Below are 17,735 nucleotides of genomic sequence, written 5' to 3'. Positions count from 1 at the left end.
GGCTTGGATCGCACGGCGAAAGCGCTATAATGCCCGCCGTTGGCATTTGACGGACGAGTGACGAAACGATGAGACGCAGTAGAAACGAGGTGGGCCGTTGGCGGATGCTGCGGCAGAGTCAGCGCCGCAGACATCGCTGGCTGGAACGCCAGTCATGCAGCAACCGGCACATTATTCGGGTGCGACGCCGCCTGGATGACCAGCACCGGCGCGCATTGCTGTTTGTGGTCGCCTACGAGTGGTAAAACGAAAACAGTCCCGGCAGGGACTGTGAATTCGATGAAAAAGTTGCCTTTAAACCTGGGGATACGCCCTTGTATTCCTCAGCGACAAACTCCCCCTGATTCAGAACGTTATCATTTCTTGCCTAAAGTCCATTTCGCCATGCCTGCCCCCAGCACCATTAACAGCGCTGCCGCTATCAGTACCGCGATAAATGCCCGGTCGAAAGCCATGCGCGCCAGCTGTTTTAGCTGTTCGGCCTGATCGGTGGCCAGAGTGGCGGCCAGCCGTAGAGCTTCATCAATGCTGTCATAGGCGATGTCGCTCACCGGCAAACTGCCCGGCAACGTCAAACTGTGGCTATAGACGGCAGTCATTAGCCCGCCGAGCAAGGTGATACCCAAAACCCCGCCCAGTTCATAGGAAACGTCTTCAATCGACGCCGCCATGCCGGACTTTTCTTCAGGCGCATTCAACATGATGGCGGTGGATGCGGCGGTAATGGCGCATCCACCGCCAAAACCAGTGATACACAGGCAAACCAATTGCAATAAAACGCTGCTTTGATAGAACAGGGCGAGACCTGCGATCCCGAAACCGGTCAGCATAAAACTGCCGAGTATCATGCGGCGTTCGCCGTAGCGGGGCAGGAATAAGCCTGTCAGCGGCCCGGCCAGCACGGAGGCCAGCGGGATCGGCAAAATAAATAGCGCGGCTTGCAATGGGCTCAGATCGAGAACCAGTTGCAGGCGTTGACTCAGAACCAGTTCCACGCCAATCAGCGCTATCATCGAGAGCAAGGCGACGCCGACGCCACCGGCAAACAGCCGGTTTTGGAACAGCGTGAAGTCGATCATCGGGTATTGCGTTTGCCTTTGGCGGCGTACAAAAAAGACAAGAGAGACAATGCCGAGCGCCGCGGACATCGCTAACGCAATAAACGAAGGTGCCGTTTTGCTCAATTCTTTCAGCGCATAGATGCTGCCCACCAGGCCGATCATGATTTGTACCGAGCCTATGATGTCGTAAGGGCGCGTATTCTCCCCGCCGCAGTGCGGTATCAGTCGCCATGCCAGCGGCAGGGCCAACATTACCACCGGCACGTTGATCAGAAACACCGACCCCCACCAGAAATATTCCAGTAGCACCCCGCCGACCACGGGCCCCAGCGCGGCGGCACTGGAGGCTACCGCCGCCCAGATGCCAATAGCCAGAGCACGCTCGCGCTCGTCGGTAAAGATATGACGGACGATGGACAGGGTTGCCGGCATCATCATGGCGGCACCTACGGCAAGGAATGCGCGCGCAGCAATCAGCCATTCTGCCGTGGGTGAAAAAGCGGCGCAAAGTGAGGCGGCGGCAAAAACCGGCAATCCGGCCATAAACAAGCGCTTATGACCGACGCGATCGCTCAGCATGCCTGCGCCAGGTAACAGACCTGCAACCACCAACGGGTAAGCGTTTACGATCCATAATTTTTGTGACGCATTGGCATCCAGCGCCTGCGTCAGCCGCGGTAAGGCGGTGTACAACACCGTCATGTCGATAACGATCAGAAATAGTGCGCTGGAGATTAAGGCCAAAATCAACCAGCGGTTGTTTACGAACATAATATTATTCCAAAAAATGCGACCGGCGCGGATGCGCGGCCAGAAGGTAAACCCCAGTCTCCACTGGTGGTATACTGGTCATAATATATATCCATACGTACGTATTGAAAAGAGGAGTCTATCAATGGGACGTCAACGCAGCATCGATCGTGACAAGGTTCTGGATGCGGCCGAAGAGATTGTCGCCAACCAGGGCGCCGCCGGACTGACCATTGATTCCGTCGCGAAAGCGATGGGGATCTCCAAAGGCGGAGTGCAATACTGCTTCGGCAGTAAAGATGCGTTGATTGATGCGATGTTTGAACGCTGGGGCAAGGCGTATGACACCCTGTTCGACGCGATTGCCGGGGAGAACCCCTCGGCGACCACCGCCGTGCAGGCGCATATGCAGGCGACCAGAAGTTCCGATCAGGCATCCAGCGCCAAGGCTGCGGGGTTGATGGCGACGCTGATTCAAACGCCGGAGCATCTGGACAGCACGCGTGAATGGTACCGCAGCCGAATTGCCGGTCTGGATTTGACCACTGAGCAAGGAAGGCGCGCGCGGCTGGCCTTTCTGGCCACCGAAGGGGCATTTATGCTGCGTTTTTTTGGTTTGATGAATATCGACCAGCAAGAGTGGGACGCTATGTTTACGGATATGCAGGCACTGATTCTGGCGCAAAGCCAAACGGCAACAGAGGATCCGGCATTGAAGTAATATGCGAAAGTCACCTTAACCCCGATACCGTTCGGGGTTGGCGCGCAGGCCGGGTTGATATCGGCCTGGTCGGTTACCCTGTTTTACGGCACAGGTATTTGCCCTTTATGACGCCGTCATAAAATCTGCCTTTCGAAACCACCACGACAAAGTCCTGGTAGATACGATTGGGAACCCCGATATATTGATAGATCCCTGCATCACGAAACTGGATTTCCAGAACCTGAGCAGTTTCATCATAGCCTATTGATATAATTCTTGAAGATGAAACCGGTTGTCGCTGCAAGTATACTCCCCTCTGTTAATTCATTATTATTTATATGGTTATAGGCTGCCCGTTAACCATACCAGAAGCCGGAATGCGCCGCCATACGCTTCGCTTTAAGAGAAAAGCTATCGCACCGATAGCTGGCGGGGCCAAAGAGGAAAGCGTAGGGTTATCTCATAAGATATTCCCTCGAAGACCCCTTTAGCCAGCCACTCCGTGCTGGCTTTTTTTACGGTGTTGTTCATTCTGAGGCGGGTGGAGAAACAAGTCACGGACCACTTAACGTGACCCGTAATTGTAGCAGTGCAACCCGTTATAATGGAAAGCAACAGGTTTACTTGATGACTATCTAAAATACTTGTTTAAAGGGTTTTACCGTCACGTCACCATAAACGCCGGCAGCGACGTAGGGATCCTGTTCAGCCCAGGCTTGGGCATCCGCCAGCGAGGCGAATTCCGCAATCACCGTAGAGCCGCTGAAGCCCGCACTACCCGGATCGTTGCTGTCGATAGCCGGGTTTGGGCCGGCAACCACCAGACGGCCTTCATCCCGCAGCGCCTGCAGGCGTGCCAAATGCGCCGGCCGCACCGACAGACGGTTTTCCAATGAGTTAGGGACGTCCTGCGCGTAGATCAGATAAAGCATGTTTCACCTTTAAAATCATTAGTATAGAAGGGGGTGATTCAAGGTAGCGCAAAAGGCGCGCCAAGGGAATGCCTGGCAGGGGGAATTTACCTCTAGCTGGCGCTTATGCCTTGAAGCAGCTAGTTTTTATTCGTATAGTGCGGCCGCGCGATGAATTGAACCCCTGTGTGAGAGGTGAGGAAATGACGGAACTGGTTAGGGATAAACTCGACTTGCCTGAGGGCAAAAGCAAGCTGTTGCTGCACTCCTGCTGTGCGCCTTGTTCCGGTGAGGTGATGGAAGCCATTCAGGCCTCCGGCATCGAATACGCCATCTTTTTCTATAACCCGAATATTCACCCGCAAAAAGAGTATCTGCTGCGCAAGGAAGAGAACATTCGCTTTGCCGAGCAACACGGGATACCCATTATTGACGCCGATTACGATACCGATAACTGGTTTGCCCGCGCCAAAGGCATGGAAAACGAACCAGAGCGTGGGATCCGTTGCACCATGTGTTTCGACATGCGTTTCGAGCGCACCGCGTTGTACGCACATGAAAACGGCTACGACACCATCTCCAGTTCGCTGGGTATTTCCCGCTGGAAGAATATGCAGCAAATCACCGATTGCGGTATTCGCGCGGCAGAAAAATATCCTGACCTGCAGTATTGGGATTACAACTGGCGCAAAAAAGGCGGCGCATCGCGAATGATAGAAATCAGCAAGCGCGAACGCTTCTATCAGCAAGAATACTGTGGCTGTGTCTATTCGTTGCGTGATACCAACCTGCATCGCAAAGCGCAGGGGCGGCCACTGATCAAATTGGGCGTGCTGTATTACGGTGATGAAGAATAACGCCGCATTGGTGAAGAATGACCCGCTACGGCGGGTTTTTTTGTTTTTGTCGCGATAAATCAGGTTAATAGAGCGTGTGAAATCCTCAGTAAAAATGCAAATAAAAGGTTAATATCCCCATGAGTTTACAGGTTTTAGCGATGAATAATGACGATTAAAGCGATAGTTTGCCATTCGTTATTGAATATGATTGCTATTTGCATTTAAACTTGGCGAACCAGAGGAAACAGAATCATTATGCCGCTAAAAAAGATGTTCCTTAATCGCCGTTTATCAGTGCCGATTGTCCTGTCCGTTGGCTTACATAGCGCCCTGGTGGCGAGCTTGCTCTATGCTTCTGTCAATGAAGTCATGGAGTTGCCGAAACCAGAGGATGCGCCGATCAGCGTCATGATGGTCAATACCGCGGCAATGGCCGAGCCGCCGCCGCCCGCGCCTGCTGAGCCAGAACCGCAGGTGGAACCGGAACCAGAACCAGAGCCGGAACCGCTGCCAGAGCCACCGCCAAAGGCGATACTGAAGCCTGAGCCGGTAAAACCCAAACCGAAGCCGAAACCCAAGCCGAAGGTCGAAAAAACGGTCAAACGCGAACCGCAGAAAACCGAGCCGCGCGAGCCATCGCCGTTTGAAAATAACGAGCCAGCCAAGCCAGTCGACAAAGCGCCGGTGAAGCAAGCGCCTTCAGCGCCGGTTCAGGGCAATTCGCGTGATGTGGGGCCGAAGCCAATCAGCCGTGCAGATCCGATCTACCCACCACGCGCCAGAGCCTTGCAGATTGAAGGCAATGTGCGGGTTCAATTTGATATCGACAGCGACGGCCGCGTGACAAACGTGCGTATTCTGTCTGCGGAACCGCGCAATATGTTCGAGCGTGAAGTGAAACAGGCAATGCGCAAGTGGCGCTATGAAGCCAAGGAAGCGAAAAATCGCACCACGAATATTATCTTTAAAATTAACGGCACCACGGAGATGGACTGATATCGACGTTGGCGCCAATAGAAAAGGGTCGCCGAAGCGACCCTTTTTGCTGTCTGCATTTCAGCTATTCTTCAAAGCCGACGCGGAAGTTCATTTTGCCATCGGGCAGGGCGCGTGAATTGCCCTCATCGTCCACCGCCACATAAGTAAATACCGCCTCGGTTGCACGGTAGCGCTGACCGATAGGCGCGGAGGACACTTTCTTTACCCACACTTCTATATTGATGGTGATCGAACTGCGGCCGGTGCGGATACACTGCGCATAGCAGCAAACCACATCACCCACTGCGACCGGTTTCAGGAAGGTCATACCATCGACACGCACTGTCACTACGCGTCCTTCGGCAATTTCTTTCGCCTGAATAGCGCCGCCAATGTCCATTTGCGACATCAGCCAGCCGCCAAAAATATCACCGTTGGCATTGGTATCTGCCGGCATTGCCAGAGTACGCAGCACCATTTCGCCACTGGGTAAAGGTCGTTGTTGAGTCATAGCCGTCTGCTTATCAAAGAAGGGTTTTCATTATACTGCCCGCAGCAAGCGCAACGGGCATTAACAATTTTGTAACTATTTTTTCTGTTCTTCCGGCATGTGCCGATAAATATAAATACCGCTGAGCAGGGTAAACACCAACGTCAGCGCAGTCAGGCCGAACACTTTAAAGTTAACCCAAACGCTTTGCGGCAGCCAGAAGGCGACGTAGATATTCGCCAGGCCACAGACCAGGAAGAATACCGCCCAGGCCAGGTTGAGGTTGCTCCACACTTTGTCCGGCAGCGTCAGCTCTTTACCCAGCATGCGCTGAACCAGAGGCTTCTTGAGCACCAGTTGGCTGATCAGCAACGCCAACGCAAACAGGGTATAGATGACCGTGACTTTCCATTTGATAAACAAATCGTTATGGAATACCAGCGTCAGGGTGCCGAACACCAGCACCATCAGGAAGGTGATCAGCGTCATCTTCTCGACCTTGCGGTATTTGATCCAGGTGAACACCAGCGCCAGTGCGGTAGCGACAATCAACGCGCCGGAGGCGACGTAGATATCGTAGAGCTTATAAAAAGCAAAAAAGACAATTAACGGGAGGAAATCAAGAAACTGCTTCATAAATCAATCCATCATCTGTTCATCGCCCGACTATACCGGATTCGGCGGGCTCTGTGTACCGCTGGGAAGCGCTGATTATCGGCGTTTGGGGGCCGGATTTCTGCCATGAAAGCAGGAATTTGCATAAACTTACGATTGAGGTCGCGACTTCGTGGTGGGCCGATTGCCAGCGCGGCCCTGGCATCTCATGATACGCGTAATAATAGACGGATAATTTATAACGGAAAACAGTTTATGCAGTGGAAATCTCTCCAGGCGTTGACGCCTGGTTTGACGCATTTATTAGGGTATCAACGCAGTTGGCTTAAACCGGATATACGCGCCGGGCTCTCCGTAGCTGCGGTGGCATTGCCGGTGGCGATCGCTTACGCCGAGCTGGCCGGGGTCAGCCCGGTGGTGGGGCTGTACTCCTGTATTTTGCCGATGGTCGCCTACGCGTTTTTCGGATCGTCGCGCCAACTTATTGTCGGGCCGGACGCAGCCACCTGTGCAGTGATAGCCGCAGTAGTGACGCCGCTGGCTGCGGGTAATATGGAGCGGCACTGGCAACTCACCATTATGATGACGGCAATGATGGGCGCCTGGTGCCTGTTGGCTAGCCGTTTCAAACTGGGCGCATTGGCGGATCTGCTCTCCCGGCCGATACTCAGCGGGCTGCTGAACGGTGTGGCGATCACTATCATGGTCGATCAGATCGGCAAGGTCCTCGGTTTTGGCGTTCACCCTGCGCAGTTGATTGAGCGCATTTACGCGCTGCCGGGCAACCTGCTGCACAGCGACTGGCTGACTATGGCAGTGTCGCTGTTGACGCTGGTCACGCTGCTGGGGTTTAAAAAATGGCGCCCTAACTGGCCGGCACCGCTGTTTGCCATCGTATTGGCGGCTTTCGTCACCTGGATAGGCGGGTTACAACGGCATGGCGTAGTGACGGTGGGGGGGGTTAGCGACGTATTACCGATAGTCCAGTGGCCGGATTTCCAGCCAGGGTTGCTGCGAGACATGGTGATCCCGGCACTCAACCTGGCGGTAGTGAGTTTTGTCAGCATGATGCTGACTGCGCGCAGTTTTGCGGCAAAGAATGGCTATGAGGTGAACGCCGACGCTGAGTTCCGCGCGCTGGGGCTGGTGAATATCGTTTCGGCGCTTTCGCAGGGGTTTGCCATCAGCGGGGCGGATTCCCGTACTGCGGTTAACGATGCCAACGGCGGCAAGAGTCAATTGGTGTCGATCATTGCAGCGGGGGTGATTGCTTTCGTGCTGTTGTTCCTGATGGCGCCGCTGCAGTTTATTCCGGTGGCGGGGTTAGGCGTAGTGCTGATGTATGCCGCCTGGTCGCTGCTGGATTTTCGGGGCATCTGGATCATGCGCCGCCGCAATGCGCAGGCCTTCAGGTTGGCCATGTTCACCTTCTTGTGCGTGCTGCTGGTGGGGGTGATCAGCGGTATCGGCCTTGCGGTATTGCTGGGGCTGATGCAGTTCCTGCGCACGGTATTTCGTCCGACGGAGCAGTTGCTGGGTGTGAACGACGAGGGCATGATCCACTCGATGGGCAACAACAACGGCGTTAAAGCGGTACCCGGCGTGATGATGTACCGCTTCAACTCGCCGTTAACCTATTTTAACGTGGCGTACTTCAAGCGCCGGATCCTGAATTTGGTGGACAGTACACCATTTCAGCCGCGCTGGGTGGTGGTGGATGCTGTCGCCAGCTTTACCCACGCGGATATCAGCGTTCTGGCGGCGATAGATGAGCTGAAACGCGATCTGTTACAGCGTAACGTTAAACTGGTGTTGGCAGGGAGGCGAACCGAGCTGACGCGTTGGTTCCGCATCAATCGGCTGGGACGCGATCGGGAATTGATTCTGGTGCCGGATTTGTATCTGGCGTTGAAGCTGATTCAGAGTAAGGAACAGGCTGAGACGGCCGCGGTTCCATAAGCAAAAAGGGCACGCCGAGGCGTGCCCTTTTAGTCACTGCAGGCAGATCAACTGCGCAGCAGCATATACAGACGGAACAGGTAAATCAGCAACAGGGCGGAAACCAGGTTGCTCAGCGCGGTAAGCACTACGCTGGCGACATTCGGGGTCAGTACCGAAAGGTGGCTCACCATAAACAACACCAGCAGCTTGGCGGCCAACCACAGCATCATGGCCGGCACAATCACGCGCGCATTGGCGAAGGCCAGTTTGCAACTCAACTTGATCGACGCGAACACGCCTTTTTTGTCGGCGGTGGTGATCACCGGCGCCAGCGAGAAGGCGATCGCCATGATTACGCCCGGCACGACGAACAGCGTCAAGCCTAGCTGAATCAGCAGAGTGCAGATAAACAGCAGCAGCAGCAAACGCGGCAATTCCGGCGCAGAAGCGCCAATAGCGCGCAGCGCGCTGATGCGTTGCCCCTGGGAAACCAGGCTAATCAGCGTCAGCATCCCGCCAACCAACAACACGTTGCCCACTAAAGCGGAGAAAGTGGCGGCAGCTGACACCTTCAATAACACCATCTGCTGCTCGGGCGTCATTTGCTGAATGATTTCCTGGATCCCCATTCCGGCGGATGCCGTAAAATCACCTTCCGTTGCGGACAAGATCTTCAACTGCTCGACGTCAGGGCTAAAAACCTGATTGAGCAGTACAGAAATGAACGCGGTCAACAGCGCCAGCATCAGAATGCTGGTCAGTTGATTACGGAAAAAGTTAAAACTGTCACGGTACAACGTGTTGGCCGTGATAGGCATGCAGACTCCTTGGCGTCGAGAAACAAAGATATATCCATCGCCTTTCAAGTTGCGCCATGGTTGGCCGCAACTTGAAATTCATAGGTATATAGCAAAATCAGTGGGCGATTGTACCCTGTTCCGCGTCGCTGTGGCACCCCGCGAGTTGCACTGCGGCTATTTCTTCGGCAATCACCGTTATTGGCAGCGACAAGGGTAAAGGAACCGGCAGCGGCGGCAGACCATAACGCTCGCGAGCGCGATCGCAGGCTTCGTTGCGCAGGCCGTTTTCTCCGGACTGATCGAATTCGCGACAAGGGCTGGGGCGATTGAGATAAATGGAGCAGGACACGGCCTTGCCGATTTCGCCCTCGAGAGCGGTACAGCGCGGGGACTTGCTGTTGGTCCCCTGCATACAGCGCAAAAAGGGAGTTAAGGGCTCGGTAAGAGAGACAGGAACCACGCCGCCGCCATCTTCCGCTTCGGCCCAATAGAATGACACTCGAAAATAGCCGCAGCATGCGCCGCAACTGACACAGGGATTATGAATTTCGCTCATCTTGATCGCGCCGACTCCTGACGGCACTCACCAAAACCAACACGGATAATGAACTTACTCAGTGGCTGTTTTTTTAGCAACCGAAGTTTGAACATGCAGATGTTTTGCAACAAAATGCATTTTTTGATTCAGATCAATTCTCGATTTATTAGTCCCTTAGGTAACCTTGTTTTTAGTAGGAATAAAAAAATTTACACATAAGATGTGATCCCGATGGGATCATAAATACCCGTAAGTAGGTATATTCCCTTCCGAATAGTAACCATACAAATGGAATGGATAATGAAAAAGACAACTCTGGTGGTATTGGCGGCTATGATGGCCCCAATGTTGGCAAGCGCGCATCAGGCGGGTGATTTTCTTTTCCGCGCGGGGGCGGCGACGGTTCGGCCCAATGCAGGATCGGACGACGTACTGGGGCAGGGATCCTTCAATGCCGATAATAATACCCAGCTCGGCCTGACCTTCGGCTATATGGTAACGGACAATATTGGCGTGGAACTGCTGGCTGCGACGCCGTTCCGCCATAAGGTGTCGTTGAACGGCGCGGCAGTGAACGGCAACATCGCCACGGTGCGCGATCTGCCGCCGAGTCTGATGGCGCAATATTACTTTGGCGACAAGCAGGACAAACTGCGTCCGTATCTGGGGCTTGGCGTGAACTACACCACCTTCTTTGATGAAAAATTCAATGACAATGGCAAAGGAGCCGGGCTGAGTAATCTGAGCCTGAAAGACTCCTGGGGTGTCGCTGCGCAGGCGGGCCTGGATTACAACCTGGATGAACACTGGATGTTGAATATGTCGGTGTGGTGGATGAATATCGAGACCAAAACCCGCTTTGATGACGCCAACGGCAACCATCACAGCATTGATACGCGGTTGGATCCTTGGGTGTTTATGTTCGGGGCAGGTTATCGCTTCTGAGGATGACCGAGACAGGGAGGCGCAATGCCTCCCTGCGATCGTTATTTGAGTTGCATGACGTTCTCAACGGATTTAACACCCGCCACGCCGCGTGTGGTCTGCACCGCACGGTTGGCATCTTCGCTGGAAGTGACAAAGCCGCTCAATTGCACCCGGCCTTTAAAGGTCTCTACGCTGATTTCTCTCGACTTGATGTTTTTATCTGCCAGCAGTGCTGATTTCACTTTGGTGGTAATCACCGTATCGTCAATATAACCGCCAGTCCCTTCGGATTTCGCTGTCGGCGCGCAGGCGCTTACTGCGAATGCCACAACGGCTGCCATGCATAAGGCCGAAAGGGTTTTAAATAGCTTCATAAATTACTCTCCATGCAATGTTATTGTTGAAACTACATTCAGGTTATTACCTGAAAACGCTCAGTATTTCCGCAAAATGCAGAAATCTGCAACGGGCACCTTCAAGTGTGAGTCAATAAGCGGGTTTGTTCAAATTTTAGATGTAAAAAAATCGAACAACACTGAGAGGAAACAAGATGTTATCGGCGGGCGCGATCCATCACGCCCGCCTCAGGGAGGATCAACTTCGGGTCGCGGCTTTCATTTCGCGAACAAAGTTCGCCAGCCGAGTCAGCATTTCTGCCGGCTGCGCCTGATTTTTCTCGATAATTTTGACGATCGCCGAACCGGAGATCGCACCGGCGGCACCGGCCCGCAGTGCATCATGCACCTGCGCAGGCTCGGAAATGCCGAACCCCTGCAGCGGTGGCGCGGCATGGTATTCGCGCAGTTTGTTCACCAGATGATGCAGTGGCAATTGAGCGCGGCTTTCGGTGCCGGTAACGCCTGCGCGGGACAGCAGGTAAGTATAACCCCGTCCGTGCGAAGAGATTTCACGCAGCAAATCGTCGTCTGCGTTCGGCGGGCAGATAAAGATAGGCGCGATGCCGTGGCGGGTAGCGGCGGCACGGAAGGGCGCAGACTCTTCAAATGGCACGTCGGCAATCAGCACCGAATCCACGCCGACTTCGGCGCAACGCTGGTAAAAGGCATCGATGCCTTTATGAAACACCAGGTTGGCGTACATCAGCAGGCCGATAGGAATGGTCGGGTGCTTCTGACGAATGGCGGCCAGCATTTCAAAACACTGGGTCGGCGTCACGCCGGAGGCGAAGGCACGCAGCGCAGCGCTCTGAATAGTCGGGCCGTCGGCCAAGGGATCGGAGAACGGGATGCCCAGCTCCAGCGCATCTGCCCCGGCTTCAACCAGAGTATCGATAATCTGCAGCGACAGTGCCGGGTTCGGATCGCCCAGGGTGACAAACGGGACGAAGGCGCCTTCCTTGTTGCTTTCCAGACGTTTGAACAGTTGCTGATAACGTTCCATCAGATTTCTCCCCGAGCTTTCAGTATGTCGTGAACGGTAAATATGTCTTTGTCGCCGCGGCCGGACAGGTTAACCACCAGGATCTGTTCTTTCTGCGGCGTTTCACGGATCATTTTAAGCGCGTGCGCCAGGGCGTGGGAGGACTCCAGCGCCGGGATAATGCCTTCGCTGCGCGACAAAGCCTTGAAGGCATCCAGCGCTTCGTCGTCGGTAATCGACACATATTCGGCACGGCCAATGCTGTTCAGATAGGCGTGCTGCGGCCCGACGGACGGGAAGTCCAGCCCGGCGGAAATGGAATAGGACTCCTCGATCTGGCCTTCGGAGGTCTGCATCATCGGCGCTTTCATACCGAAATAGATACCGACGTGGCCGTGCTTCAGCGGTGCACCGTGTTGGCCGGTTTCGATACCGAGGCCGGCAGGTTCCACACCGATCAGCCCAACGCTGACGTCATCGATAAAGTCGGCGAACATGCCGATGGCGTTAGAACCGCCGCCGACGCACGCCAATACGGCGTCCGGCAGGCGGCCTTCGCGCTCCAGCATCTGCGCTTTGGTTTCTTCGCCGATCATGCGCTGGAACTCACGCACGATGGTCGGATACGGGTGCGGGCCGGCTGCGGTACCCAGCATATAGTGGGCGGTTTCATAGCTGCCGGACCAGTCGCGCAGCGCTTCGTTGCAGGCATCTTTCAGCGTGGAGGAGCCGCTGTGCACCGGGATCACTTCTGCACCCATCAGGCGCATGCGGAACACGTTCGGCGACTGGCGTTCAATATCTTTGGCACCCATATAGATGCGGCATTTCAGGCCGAGCAATGCACAGGCCAGAGCAGAGGCCACGCCATGCTGGCCGGCACCGGTTTCGGCGATGATTTCGGTTTTGCCCATGCGCTTGGCCAGCAACGCTTGCCCCAGCACCTGGTTGGTTTTGTGCGCGCCGCCGTGCAGCAAATCTTCACGCTTCAGGTACAGCTTGGTTTTGGTGCCGGCGGTGAGGTTTTTGCACAGCGTCAGCGCCGTCGGGCGGCCGGCGTAGTTTTTCAGCAGATCGATAAACTCAGCCTGGAATTCAGGGTCGCGCTGTGCGCTGACGAAGGCCTCTTCCAGTTGTTTTAATGCCGGCATCAGAATCTGCGGCACATATTGGCCACCAAATTCGCCGAAGTAGGGGTTAAGCAGCGTCATTATAGTTCCCGTTATTATCCGTTAAATTGTGTTCGCATTCAGTAGGCGCGCAGCGTTTGAAATACCGCCGCCAGGCGGGCAGGATCTTTAATCCCGGGCTCGCTCTCGACGCCGGAGTTAAAATCCAGCCCGGCACAGCCGAGTTTGGCTGCGTCAACGCAGTTGTCTGCGCTCAGACCGCCTGCCAGCATCACGTTGCCCAGGTTTTGGCCGTGCAATACCGACCAGTCGAAACGCTGGCCGGTGCCGCCGGCGCCGTTATCCAGCAGATAGCGGTCAACGTGCTGCAGATCACGTGCCGGCAAGCTGTCTTTCACGCTCAGCGCTTTCCAGATCTGGCAGGAGGCAGGCAGTTTGGCGCGCAGGGTGTCGATGTAGGCTTGATCTTCCGCGCCGTGTAGCTGCACCGCCTTCAGACCGAGGCGTTCAACGGTTTGCACCAGGGTTTCCACCTGCGCGTCGCAGAACACGCCGACGTATTTCAACGGTGCGCCGGCAATCACTTCGCGGGCGCGGTTGATGTCGACATAGCGCGGTGAACGCCCGACAAAAATCAGCCCGCCGTAGATCGCGCCGGCCTGATAGGCGGCTGCGGCATCTTGTGGGCGGGTCAGCCCGCAGACTTTATTGTCGCCCAGCGTTACCCGGCGTACGGCGGCGCGCAGGTCGGTTTCCGACATCAGTGCGCTGCCGATCAGGAACCCGTTGGCGAAGTGGCTCAGTTCGCGGATTTGGCCGTAATTGTTGATGCCGGATTCGCTGATCACCGTCACCCCGTGCGGCACGCGTGGTGCGAGTTGGCGGGTACGGTCCAGATCAATGCTAAGGTCGCGCAGGTCGCGGTTGTTAATGCCGACCACGCGTGCCTCGAGCGCGATTGCCCGCTGCAGTTCTTCTTCGCTGATCACTTCGGTCAGCACGCCCATGTTCAGGCTGTGCGCCACGGCTGCCAACTGACGATATTGATCGTCGTCCAGCACCGACAGCATCAGCAGGATGGCATCGGCCTGATAGAACCGCGCCAGGTAGATCTGGTACGGGTCGATAATAAAATCTTTGCACAGCACCGGCTGCGTGACCGTTTTGCTGACCAGCGGCAGGAAATCGAAACTGCCCTGGAAGTACTTTTCATCGGTCAGTACCGAGATGGCCGAAGCGAAATCCTTGTAGACCGAAGCGATTTCGACCGGATCAAAGTTTTCGCGGATCAACCCTTTGGAAGGGGACGCTTTTTTGCATTCAAGAATAAATGCCGTTCTGGCCCCTTGCAGCGCATGATAAAAGCCGCGTTCGCTTGGGACGATTTCATCGTGAAAGCTGGCCAGTGGTTGTTGTTGCTGTCGTGCTGCGACCCATTGCGCTTTATCACGAACAATCTTGTTGAGCACGGTTTCCTGCATCATTTATCCTCTTGCTGCCAGTGCGGTGACGCGCTCGTAAGCTTGCCCGCTGTGAATCATGTCCAGTGCCTGCTGCGCGTTTTGGCGCAGGTCTTCATGCCCGAATAACTTCAGTAACAGCGCCACGTTAGCCGCTACCGCTGCGGCGTGCGCCGGGTCGCCTTTACCTTGTAACAACCGTGCCAGAATGTCACGATTTTCTTCCGGCGATCCGCCCTGCAGGGCTTCCAGCGGGTAGCGTTGCAGGCCAAAGGACTCTGGCGTTAATTGGTAGCTTTCAATCTCACCGTTGTTCAGCTCCGCCACGTGGGTCGCGGTGTGAATTGCCACTTCGTCCATGCCACCGCCGTGCACCACGGCGGCACGCTGATAACCCAGTACACGCAGGGTTTGGGCTATCGGCAATACCAGCTCCGGGCTGTAAACGCCGATCAGCGCCAGCGGTGGACGTGCCGGGTTGATCAACGGGCCGAGCACGTTAAATACCGTGCGGGTTTTCAACTGTTGGCGTACCGGCATCGCATGGCGGAAACCGGTATGATATTGCGGTGCGAACAGGAAACACACGCCCAGTTCATCCAGCGCCTGGCGGGACTCTTCCGCCGGCAGATCCAGGCGGATACCGAATGCCGCCAGCAGGTCCGAAGAACCGGAACGGCTGGAGACGCTGCGGTTACCGTGTTTTGCCACTTTGGCACCGCATGCCGCCGCCACAAAGGCGCTGGCGGTAGAGATATTGATGCTGTTGGTGCCGTCGCCGCCGGTGCCGACGATATCGGCAAACGGATAATCCGGGCGTGGGAACGGCAGGGCGTCGGCCAGCAGGGCCTTGGCGGCACCGGCAATCTCTTCCGGGCGCTCTCCGCGGATTTTCATGCTGATCAGTGCCGCTGCCAGTTGGCTGGGTTCCAGCTCGCCTCGCACGATGGCGCTGAACAACTGCTGGCTTTCCTCTTGGCTCATTGATTCTGAGCGGTACAGTTTTTCAAGAATAGGTTGCATCGTCGTTTCCCTTATTATTTCGCCAGCGCCCAGGCCAGCGTTTGCTCAAGCAAACGTGCGCCGTGGGTGGTGAGGATCGATTCCGGATGGAATTGGAAACCACATACGCGGTGCCGGTCATTACGTACTGCCATCACCATGTCGCCGAAGCGAGCGTTAACGGTGAGTTCGGCCGGGATATTGCTGCCGACCAGTGAATGGTAGCGAGCCACCGGCAGCGGGTTCACCATACCGGCAAACATGCCTTCGCCATCGTGGCTAATGGCCGAGGCTTTACCGTGCAGGATCTCGCCCGCCTGGCCGACGTGCCCACCGTAGGCCTCTACAATCGCCTGGTGCCCCAGGCAGATGCCGATAATCGGCAACTGGCCGCGCAGGCGTTGCAGCAATTCCGGCATGCAGCCGGCTTCGGATGGCGTACCTGGGCCCGGTGACAGCATCAACACCGGTTGCTCCAACTGTTGCAGGCGCTCGATAATCACGTCCGCAGAAATCTGGTTACGGTAAATCACCACCTGGTGGCCGCTGGCACGCAGTTGATCGACCAGGTTATAGGTAAAGGAATCAACGTTGTCGAGCAGTAAGATATCGGCCATCAGAACACCTCCTTGGCTTGGTGCGCGCTGGCAATGGCACGCAGCACGGCACGTGCCTTATTACGGGTTTCATCGGCTTCCGCCTGAGGAACAGAATCCAGCACCACGCCGGCGCCGGCTTGCACGGTGGCAATACCGTCTTCAACATACGCGGAGCGGATGACAATACAGGTATCCAGATCGCCGGTGGCGGTGAAATACCCCACCGCACCGCCGTAGCTGCCGCGACGGGAGCCTTCAGAGGCGGCGATCAACTGCATGGCGCGAACCTTGGGGGCGCCGCTCAGGGTCCCCATGTTCATGCAAGCCTGGTAGGCGTGCAGCACGTCAAGGTCGGCGCGCAAGGTACCGATCACTCGGGAAACCAGGTGCATCACGAAAGAGTAGCGGTCCACTTTGGTCAGGTCCGCCACGTAGCGGCTACCGGCCTGGCAGATGCGCGCCAGATCGTTGCGCGCCAGATCGACCAGCATCAGATGCTCGGCCAGTTCTTTGTGATCGGTGCGCATTTCCAATTCGATGCGGCTGTCGAGATCCAGATCCAGCGAGCCATCAGCGCGGCGGCCACGCGGACGGGTACCGGCAATAGGGTAAATTTCGATCTGGCGGTTGCTTGCGTCGTATTTCAACGCGCTTTCCGGAGAGGCGCCGAACAGAGTGAACTCGTCGTCCTGCATAAAGAACATGTAAGGGCTTGGGTTGCTGTCTTTCAAGGTTTGGTAGGCCGCCAGCGGGGCCGGGCATGGCAGCGAGAAGCGGCGTGACGGCACTACCTGGAAAATCTCGCCCTGGCGAATGGCCTGCTGCAGTTCGCTGACCACGGCGCTGTATTCCTCATCGGTCTGGTTGCAGCTCAACTGCATGTTTTCCAACTTCTGATGAGGAATGGGTTGCGGGGTCTGCTTCAACTGGGTCTGCAACTGCTCAAGACGCTGTTGCAGGCGCTGTTCTTCCGCCGCATCGGCGGTAAACACGCTGGCCTGCAGGCGAGCCACGCCGCGCTGGTGGTCCAGCACCAGCAGGGTTTCCGCCAGGTAGAAGCAGAAGTCCGGGCAACGTTGATCCTGACGCAGCGCCGGCAGATCTTCGAAACCGGCAACCAGGTCATAGGCAAACAGGCCGCCGAGCATGACCGCTTCACGTTCGTCCGCCGGGGCGTCGACCAGTGTCAGCAGAGTGCGCAGTGCGTCAAACACTGACAGTGAGCGCAGACGGGCATCCTCATCCTGCACCGCATCGATGACCGGGAAGGTCAGTTCACGGCCGTTTGGGCGAACCTGAATCTGCACTTCCGCCGGCAATGCTTCATCGAGCAGCGGCAGCATCGCCGCACCGTTGGCGGTCAGCGCCTGCAGCGTGACGCTGCGGCCCAGCGCGGTGATGCGCAGGGCGCTGTCGATCACCAGCAGGCTTTGCAGGTTTTGCTTGCTGTTTATTTCGGCAGACTCCAGCAGCAGGGTGGCCGGGCGCGCGCCGCACAACTGATGGAAAATGGTCGTCGGATCGCCCCGGTAGTGGGTTTCCGCCTTCAGCAGTGTGAGTTGTGGTTTGATGTTCATCATGGGTGTTTCCAGTTAGATTTTGTCCATAAAA

General features: G+C 56.0%; 18 protein-coding genes, 1 pseudogene and 1 other annotated feature (1 of these 20 only partly in view). Of the genes and pseudogenes, 6 read left to right on the top strand and 13 right to left on the bottom strand.

Going from position 1 to position 17,735, the window contains the following annotated elements:
* Nucleotides 1-68 precede the first annotated feature (68 nt).
* Nucleotides 69-245, top strand: coding sequence for a YciY family protein (locus ACUTQW_RS06755; RefSeq protein WP_004945296.1), 177 nt, complete (start codon nucleotides 69-71; stop codon nucleotides 243-245).
* 111 nt (nucleotides 246-356) lie between these two features.
* Here the strand turns inward: ACUTQW_RS06755 and ACUTQW_RS06750 are convergent, their stop codons facing one another.
* Complete coding sequence (locus ACUTQW_RS06750) at nucleotides 357-1,832, bottom strand: MFS transporter (RefSeq protein ID WP_006325771.1); 1,476 nt, start codon at nucleotides 1,830-1,832, stop codon at nucleotides 357-359.
* A gap of 124 nt (nucleotides 1,833-1,956) precedes the next feature.
* On the opposite strand from ACUTQW_RS06750, the gene ACUTQW_RS06745 reads away from it, so the two are divergent.
* A complete protein-coding gene (locus ACUTQW_RS06745; protein ID WP_006325770.1) occupies nucleotides 1,957-2,532 on the top strand; it encodes a TetR/AcrR family transcriptional regulator in 576 nt (191 codons plus the stop codon).
* 73 nt (nucleotides 2,533-2,605) lie between these two features.
* On the opposite strand, the gene ACUTQW_RS06740 is transcribed toward ACUTQW_RS06745, so the two are convergent.
* Both ACUTQW_RS06740 and ACUTQW_RS06735 read right to left on the bottom strand, forming a co-directional pair.
* Nucleotides 2,606-2,818, bottom strand: coding sequence for a KTSC domain-containing protein (locus ACUTQW_RS06740; RefSeq protein ID WP_006325768.1), 213 nt, complete (start codon nucleotides 2,816-2,818; stop codon nucleotides 2,606-2,608).
* Nucleotides 2,819-3,149: 331 nt separating this feature from the next.
* The gene (locus tag ACUTQW_RS06735) at nucleotides 3,150-3,446 is read right to left on the bottom strand and encodes a YciI family protein (RefSeq protein WP_004945285.1); all 297 of its coding nucleotides are present in this window, start codon (nucleotides 3,444-3,446) and stop codon (nucleotides 3,150-3,152) included.
* 182 nt (nucleotides 3,447-3,628) lie between these two features.
* On the opposite strand from ACUTQW_RS06735, the gene ACUTQW_RS06730 reads away from it, so the two are divergent.
* Both ACUTQW_RS06730 and tonB read left to right on the top strand, forming a co-directional pair.
* Nucleotides 3,629-4,282, top strand: a complete 654-nt coding sequence (locus ACUTQW_RS06730; protein WP_004945282.1) for an epoxyqueuosine reductase QueH — start codon at nucleotides 3,629-3,631, stop codon at nucleotides 4,280-4,282.
* Nucleotides 4,283-4,519: 237 nt separating this feature from the next.
* Nucleotides 4,520-5,260 carry a TonB system transport protein TonB gene (gene tonB / locus ACUTQW_RS06725; protein ID WP_198640310.1) on the top strand — a complete coding sequence of 247 codons (741 nt, stop codon included), beginning with the start codon at nucleotides 4,520-4,522 and terminating at the stop codon, nucleotides 5,258-5,260.
* Nucleotides 5,261-5,324: 64 nt separating this feature from the next.
* Here the strand turns inward: tonB and yciA are convergent, their stop codons facing one another.
* Together yciA and ACUTQW_RS06715 are read right to left on the bottom strand one after the other, a co-directional pair.
* The gene (gene yciA / locus ACUTQW_RS06720) at nucleotides 5,325-5,753 is read right to left on the bottom strand and encodes an acyl-CoA thioester hydrolase YciA (protein ID WP_004945276.1); all 429 of its coding nucleotides are present in this window, start codon (nucleotides 5,751-5,753) and stop codon (nucleotides 5,325-5,327) included.
* 75 nt (nucleotides 5,754-5,828) lie between these two features.
* Entirely contained in the window at nucleotides 5,829-6,368 is a 540-nt protein-coding gene (locus ACUTQW_RS06715) for a septation protein A (RefSeq protein ID WP_006325764.1), read from the bottom strand.
* 234 nt (nucleotides 6,369-6,602) lie between these two features.
* Between ACUTQW_RS06715 and ACUTQW_RS06710 the strand changes: the two genes are divergently transcribed.
* Complete coding sequence (locus ACUTQW_RS06710) at nucleotides 6,603-8,306, top strand: SulP family inorganic anion transporter (RefSeq protein ID WP_235195862.1); 1,704 nt, start codon at nucleotides 6,603-6,605, stop codon at nucleotides 8,304-8,306.
* 47 nt (nucleotides 8,307-8,353) lie between these two features.
* Here ACUTQW_RS06710 and ACUTQW_RS06705 read toward each other — a convergent pair whose 3' ends face one another.
* Together ACUTQW_RS06705 and ACUTQW_RS06700 are read right to left on the bottom strand one after the other, a co-directional pair.
* A complete protein-coding gene (locus ACUTQW_RS06705; RefSeq protein WP_004945267.1) occupies nucleotides 8,354-9,106 on the bottom strand; it encodes a YciC family protein in 753 nt (250 codons plus the stop codon).
* A 97-nt stretch (nucleotides 9,107-9,203) separates the two neighbouring features.
* Nucleotides 9,204-9,644 (bottom strand): YkgJ family cysteine cluster protein, encoded by a 441-nt coding sequence (locus tag ACUTQW_RS06700; RefSeq protein ID WP_037431064.1) that lies wholly within the window; start codon nucleotides 9,642-9,644, stop codon nucleotides 9,204-9,206.
* A gap of 282 nt (nucleotides 9,645-9,926) precedes the next feature.
* On the opposite strand from ACUTQW_RS06700, the gene ompW reads away from it, so the two are divergent.
* Nucleotides 9,927-10,571, top strand: coding sequence for an outer membrane protein OmpW (ompW, locus tag ACUTQW_RS06695; protein ID WP_006325752.1), 645 nt, complete (start codon nucleotides 9,927-9,929; stop codon nucleotides 10,569-10,571).
* A 41-nt stretch (nucleotides 10,572-10,612) separates the two neighbouring features.
* Here the strand turns inward: ompW and ACUTQW_RS06690 are convergent, their stop codons facing one another.
* The 6 genes and pseudogenes from ACUTQW_RS06690 to ACUTQW_RS06665 form a co-directional block, all read right to left on the bottom strand.
* The gene (locus tag ACUTQW_RS06690) at nucleotides 10,613-10,927 is read right to left on the bottom strand and encodes a BON domain-containing protein (protein ID WP_004945257.1); all 315 of its coding nucleotides are present in this window, start codon (nucleotides 10,925-10,927) and stop codon (nucleotides 10,613-10,615) included.
* Nucleotides 10,928-11,147: 220 nt separating this feature from the next.
* Nucleotides 11,148-11,954: a tryptophan synthase subunit alpha gene (gene trpA / locus ACUTQW_RS06685; protein ID WP_006325750.1), complete on the bottom strand. Its 807-nt coding sequence runs from the start codon at nucleotides 11,952-11,954 to the stop codon at nucleotides 11,148-11,150.
* Nucleotides 11,954-13,144: a tryptophan synthase subunit beta gene (gene trpB / locus ACUTQW_RS06680; protein WP_004945250.1), complete on the bottom strand. Its 1,191-nt coding sequence runs from the start codon at nucleotides 13,142-13,144 to the stop codon at nucleotides 11,954-11,956. Before trpB ends, trpA begins: the two co-directional genes overlap by 1 nt.
* A gap of 38 nt (nucleotides 13,145-13,182) precedes the next feature.
* Entirely contained in the window at nucleotides 13,183-14,544 is a 1,362-nt protein-coding gene (trpCF, locus tag ACUTQW_RS06675) for a bifunctional indole-3-glycerol-phosphate synthase TrpC/phosphoribosylanthranilate isomerase TrpF (protein ID WP_006325748.1), read from the bottom strand.
* Nucleotides 14,545-14,547: 3 nt separating this feature from the next.
* Nucleotides 14,548-16,142, bottom strand: a pseudogene (gene trpD, locus ACUTQW_RS06670) (bifunctional anthranilate synthase glutamate amidotransferase component TrpG/anthranilate phosphoribosyltransferase TrpD).
* Nucleotides 16,142-17,704, bottom strand: coding sequence for an anthranilate synthase component 1 (locus ACUTQW_RS06665; protein WP_006325747.1), 1,563 nt, complete (start codon nucleotides 17,702-17,704; stop codon nucleotides 16,142-16,144). The pseudogene trpD and the gene ACUTQW_RS06665 overlap by 1 nt, the downstream one beginning before the upstream one ends.
* 25 nt (nucleotides 17,705-17,729) lie before the next feature.
* Nucleotides 17,730-17,735, bottom strand: a sequence feature (Trp leader region); it runs 98 nt beyond the window's last position.

It is taken from the genome of Serratia sp. TSA_7 (assembly GCF_052692135.1).
The sequence above is the reverse complement of the archived record's forward strand: the minus strand, read 5'-3'. Positions and strand labels throughout refer to the sequence as shown.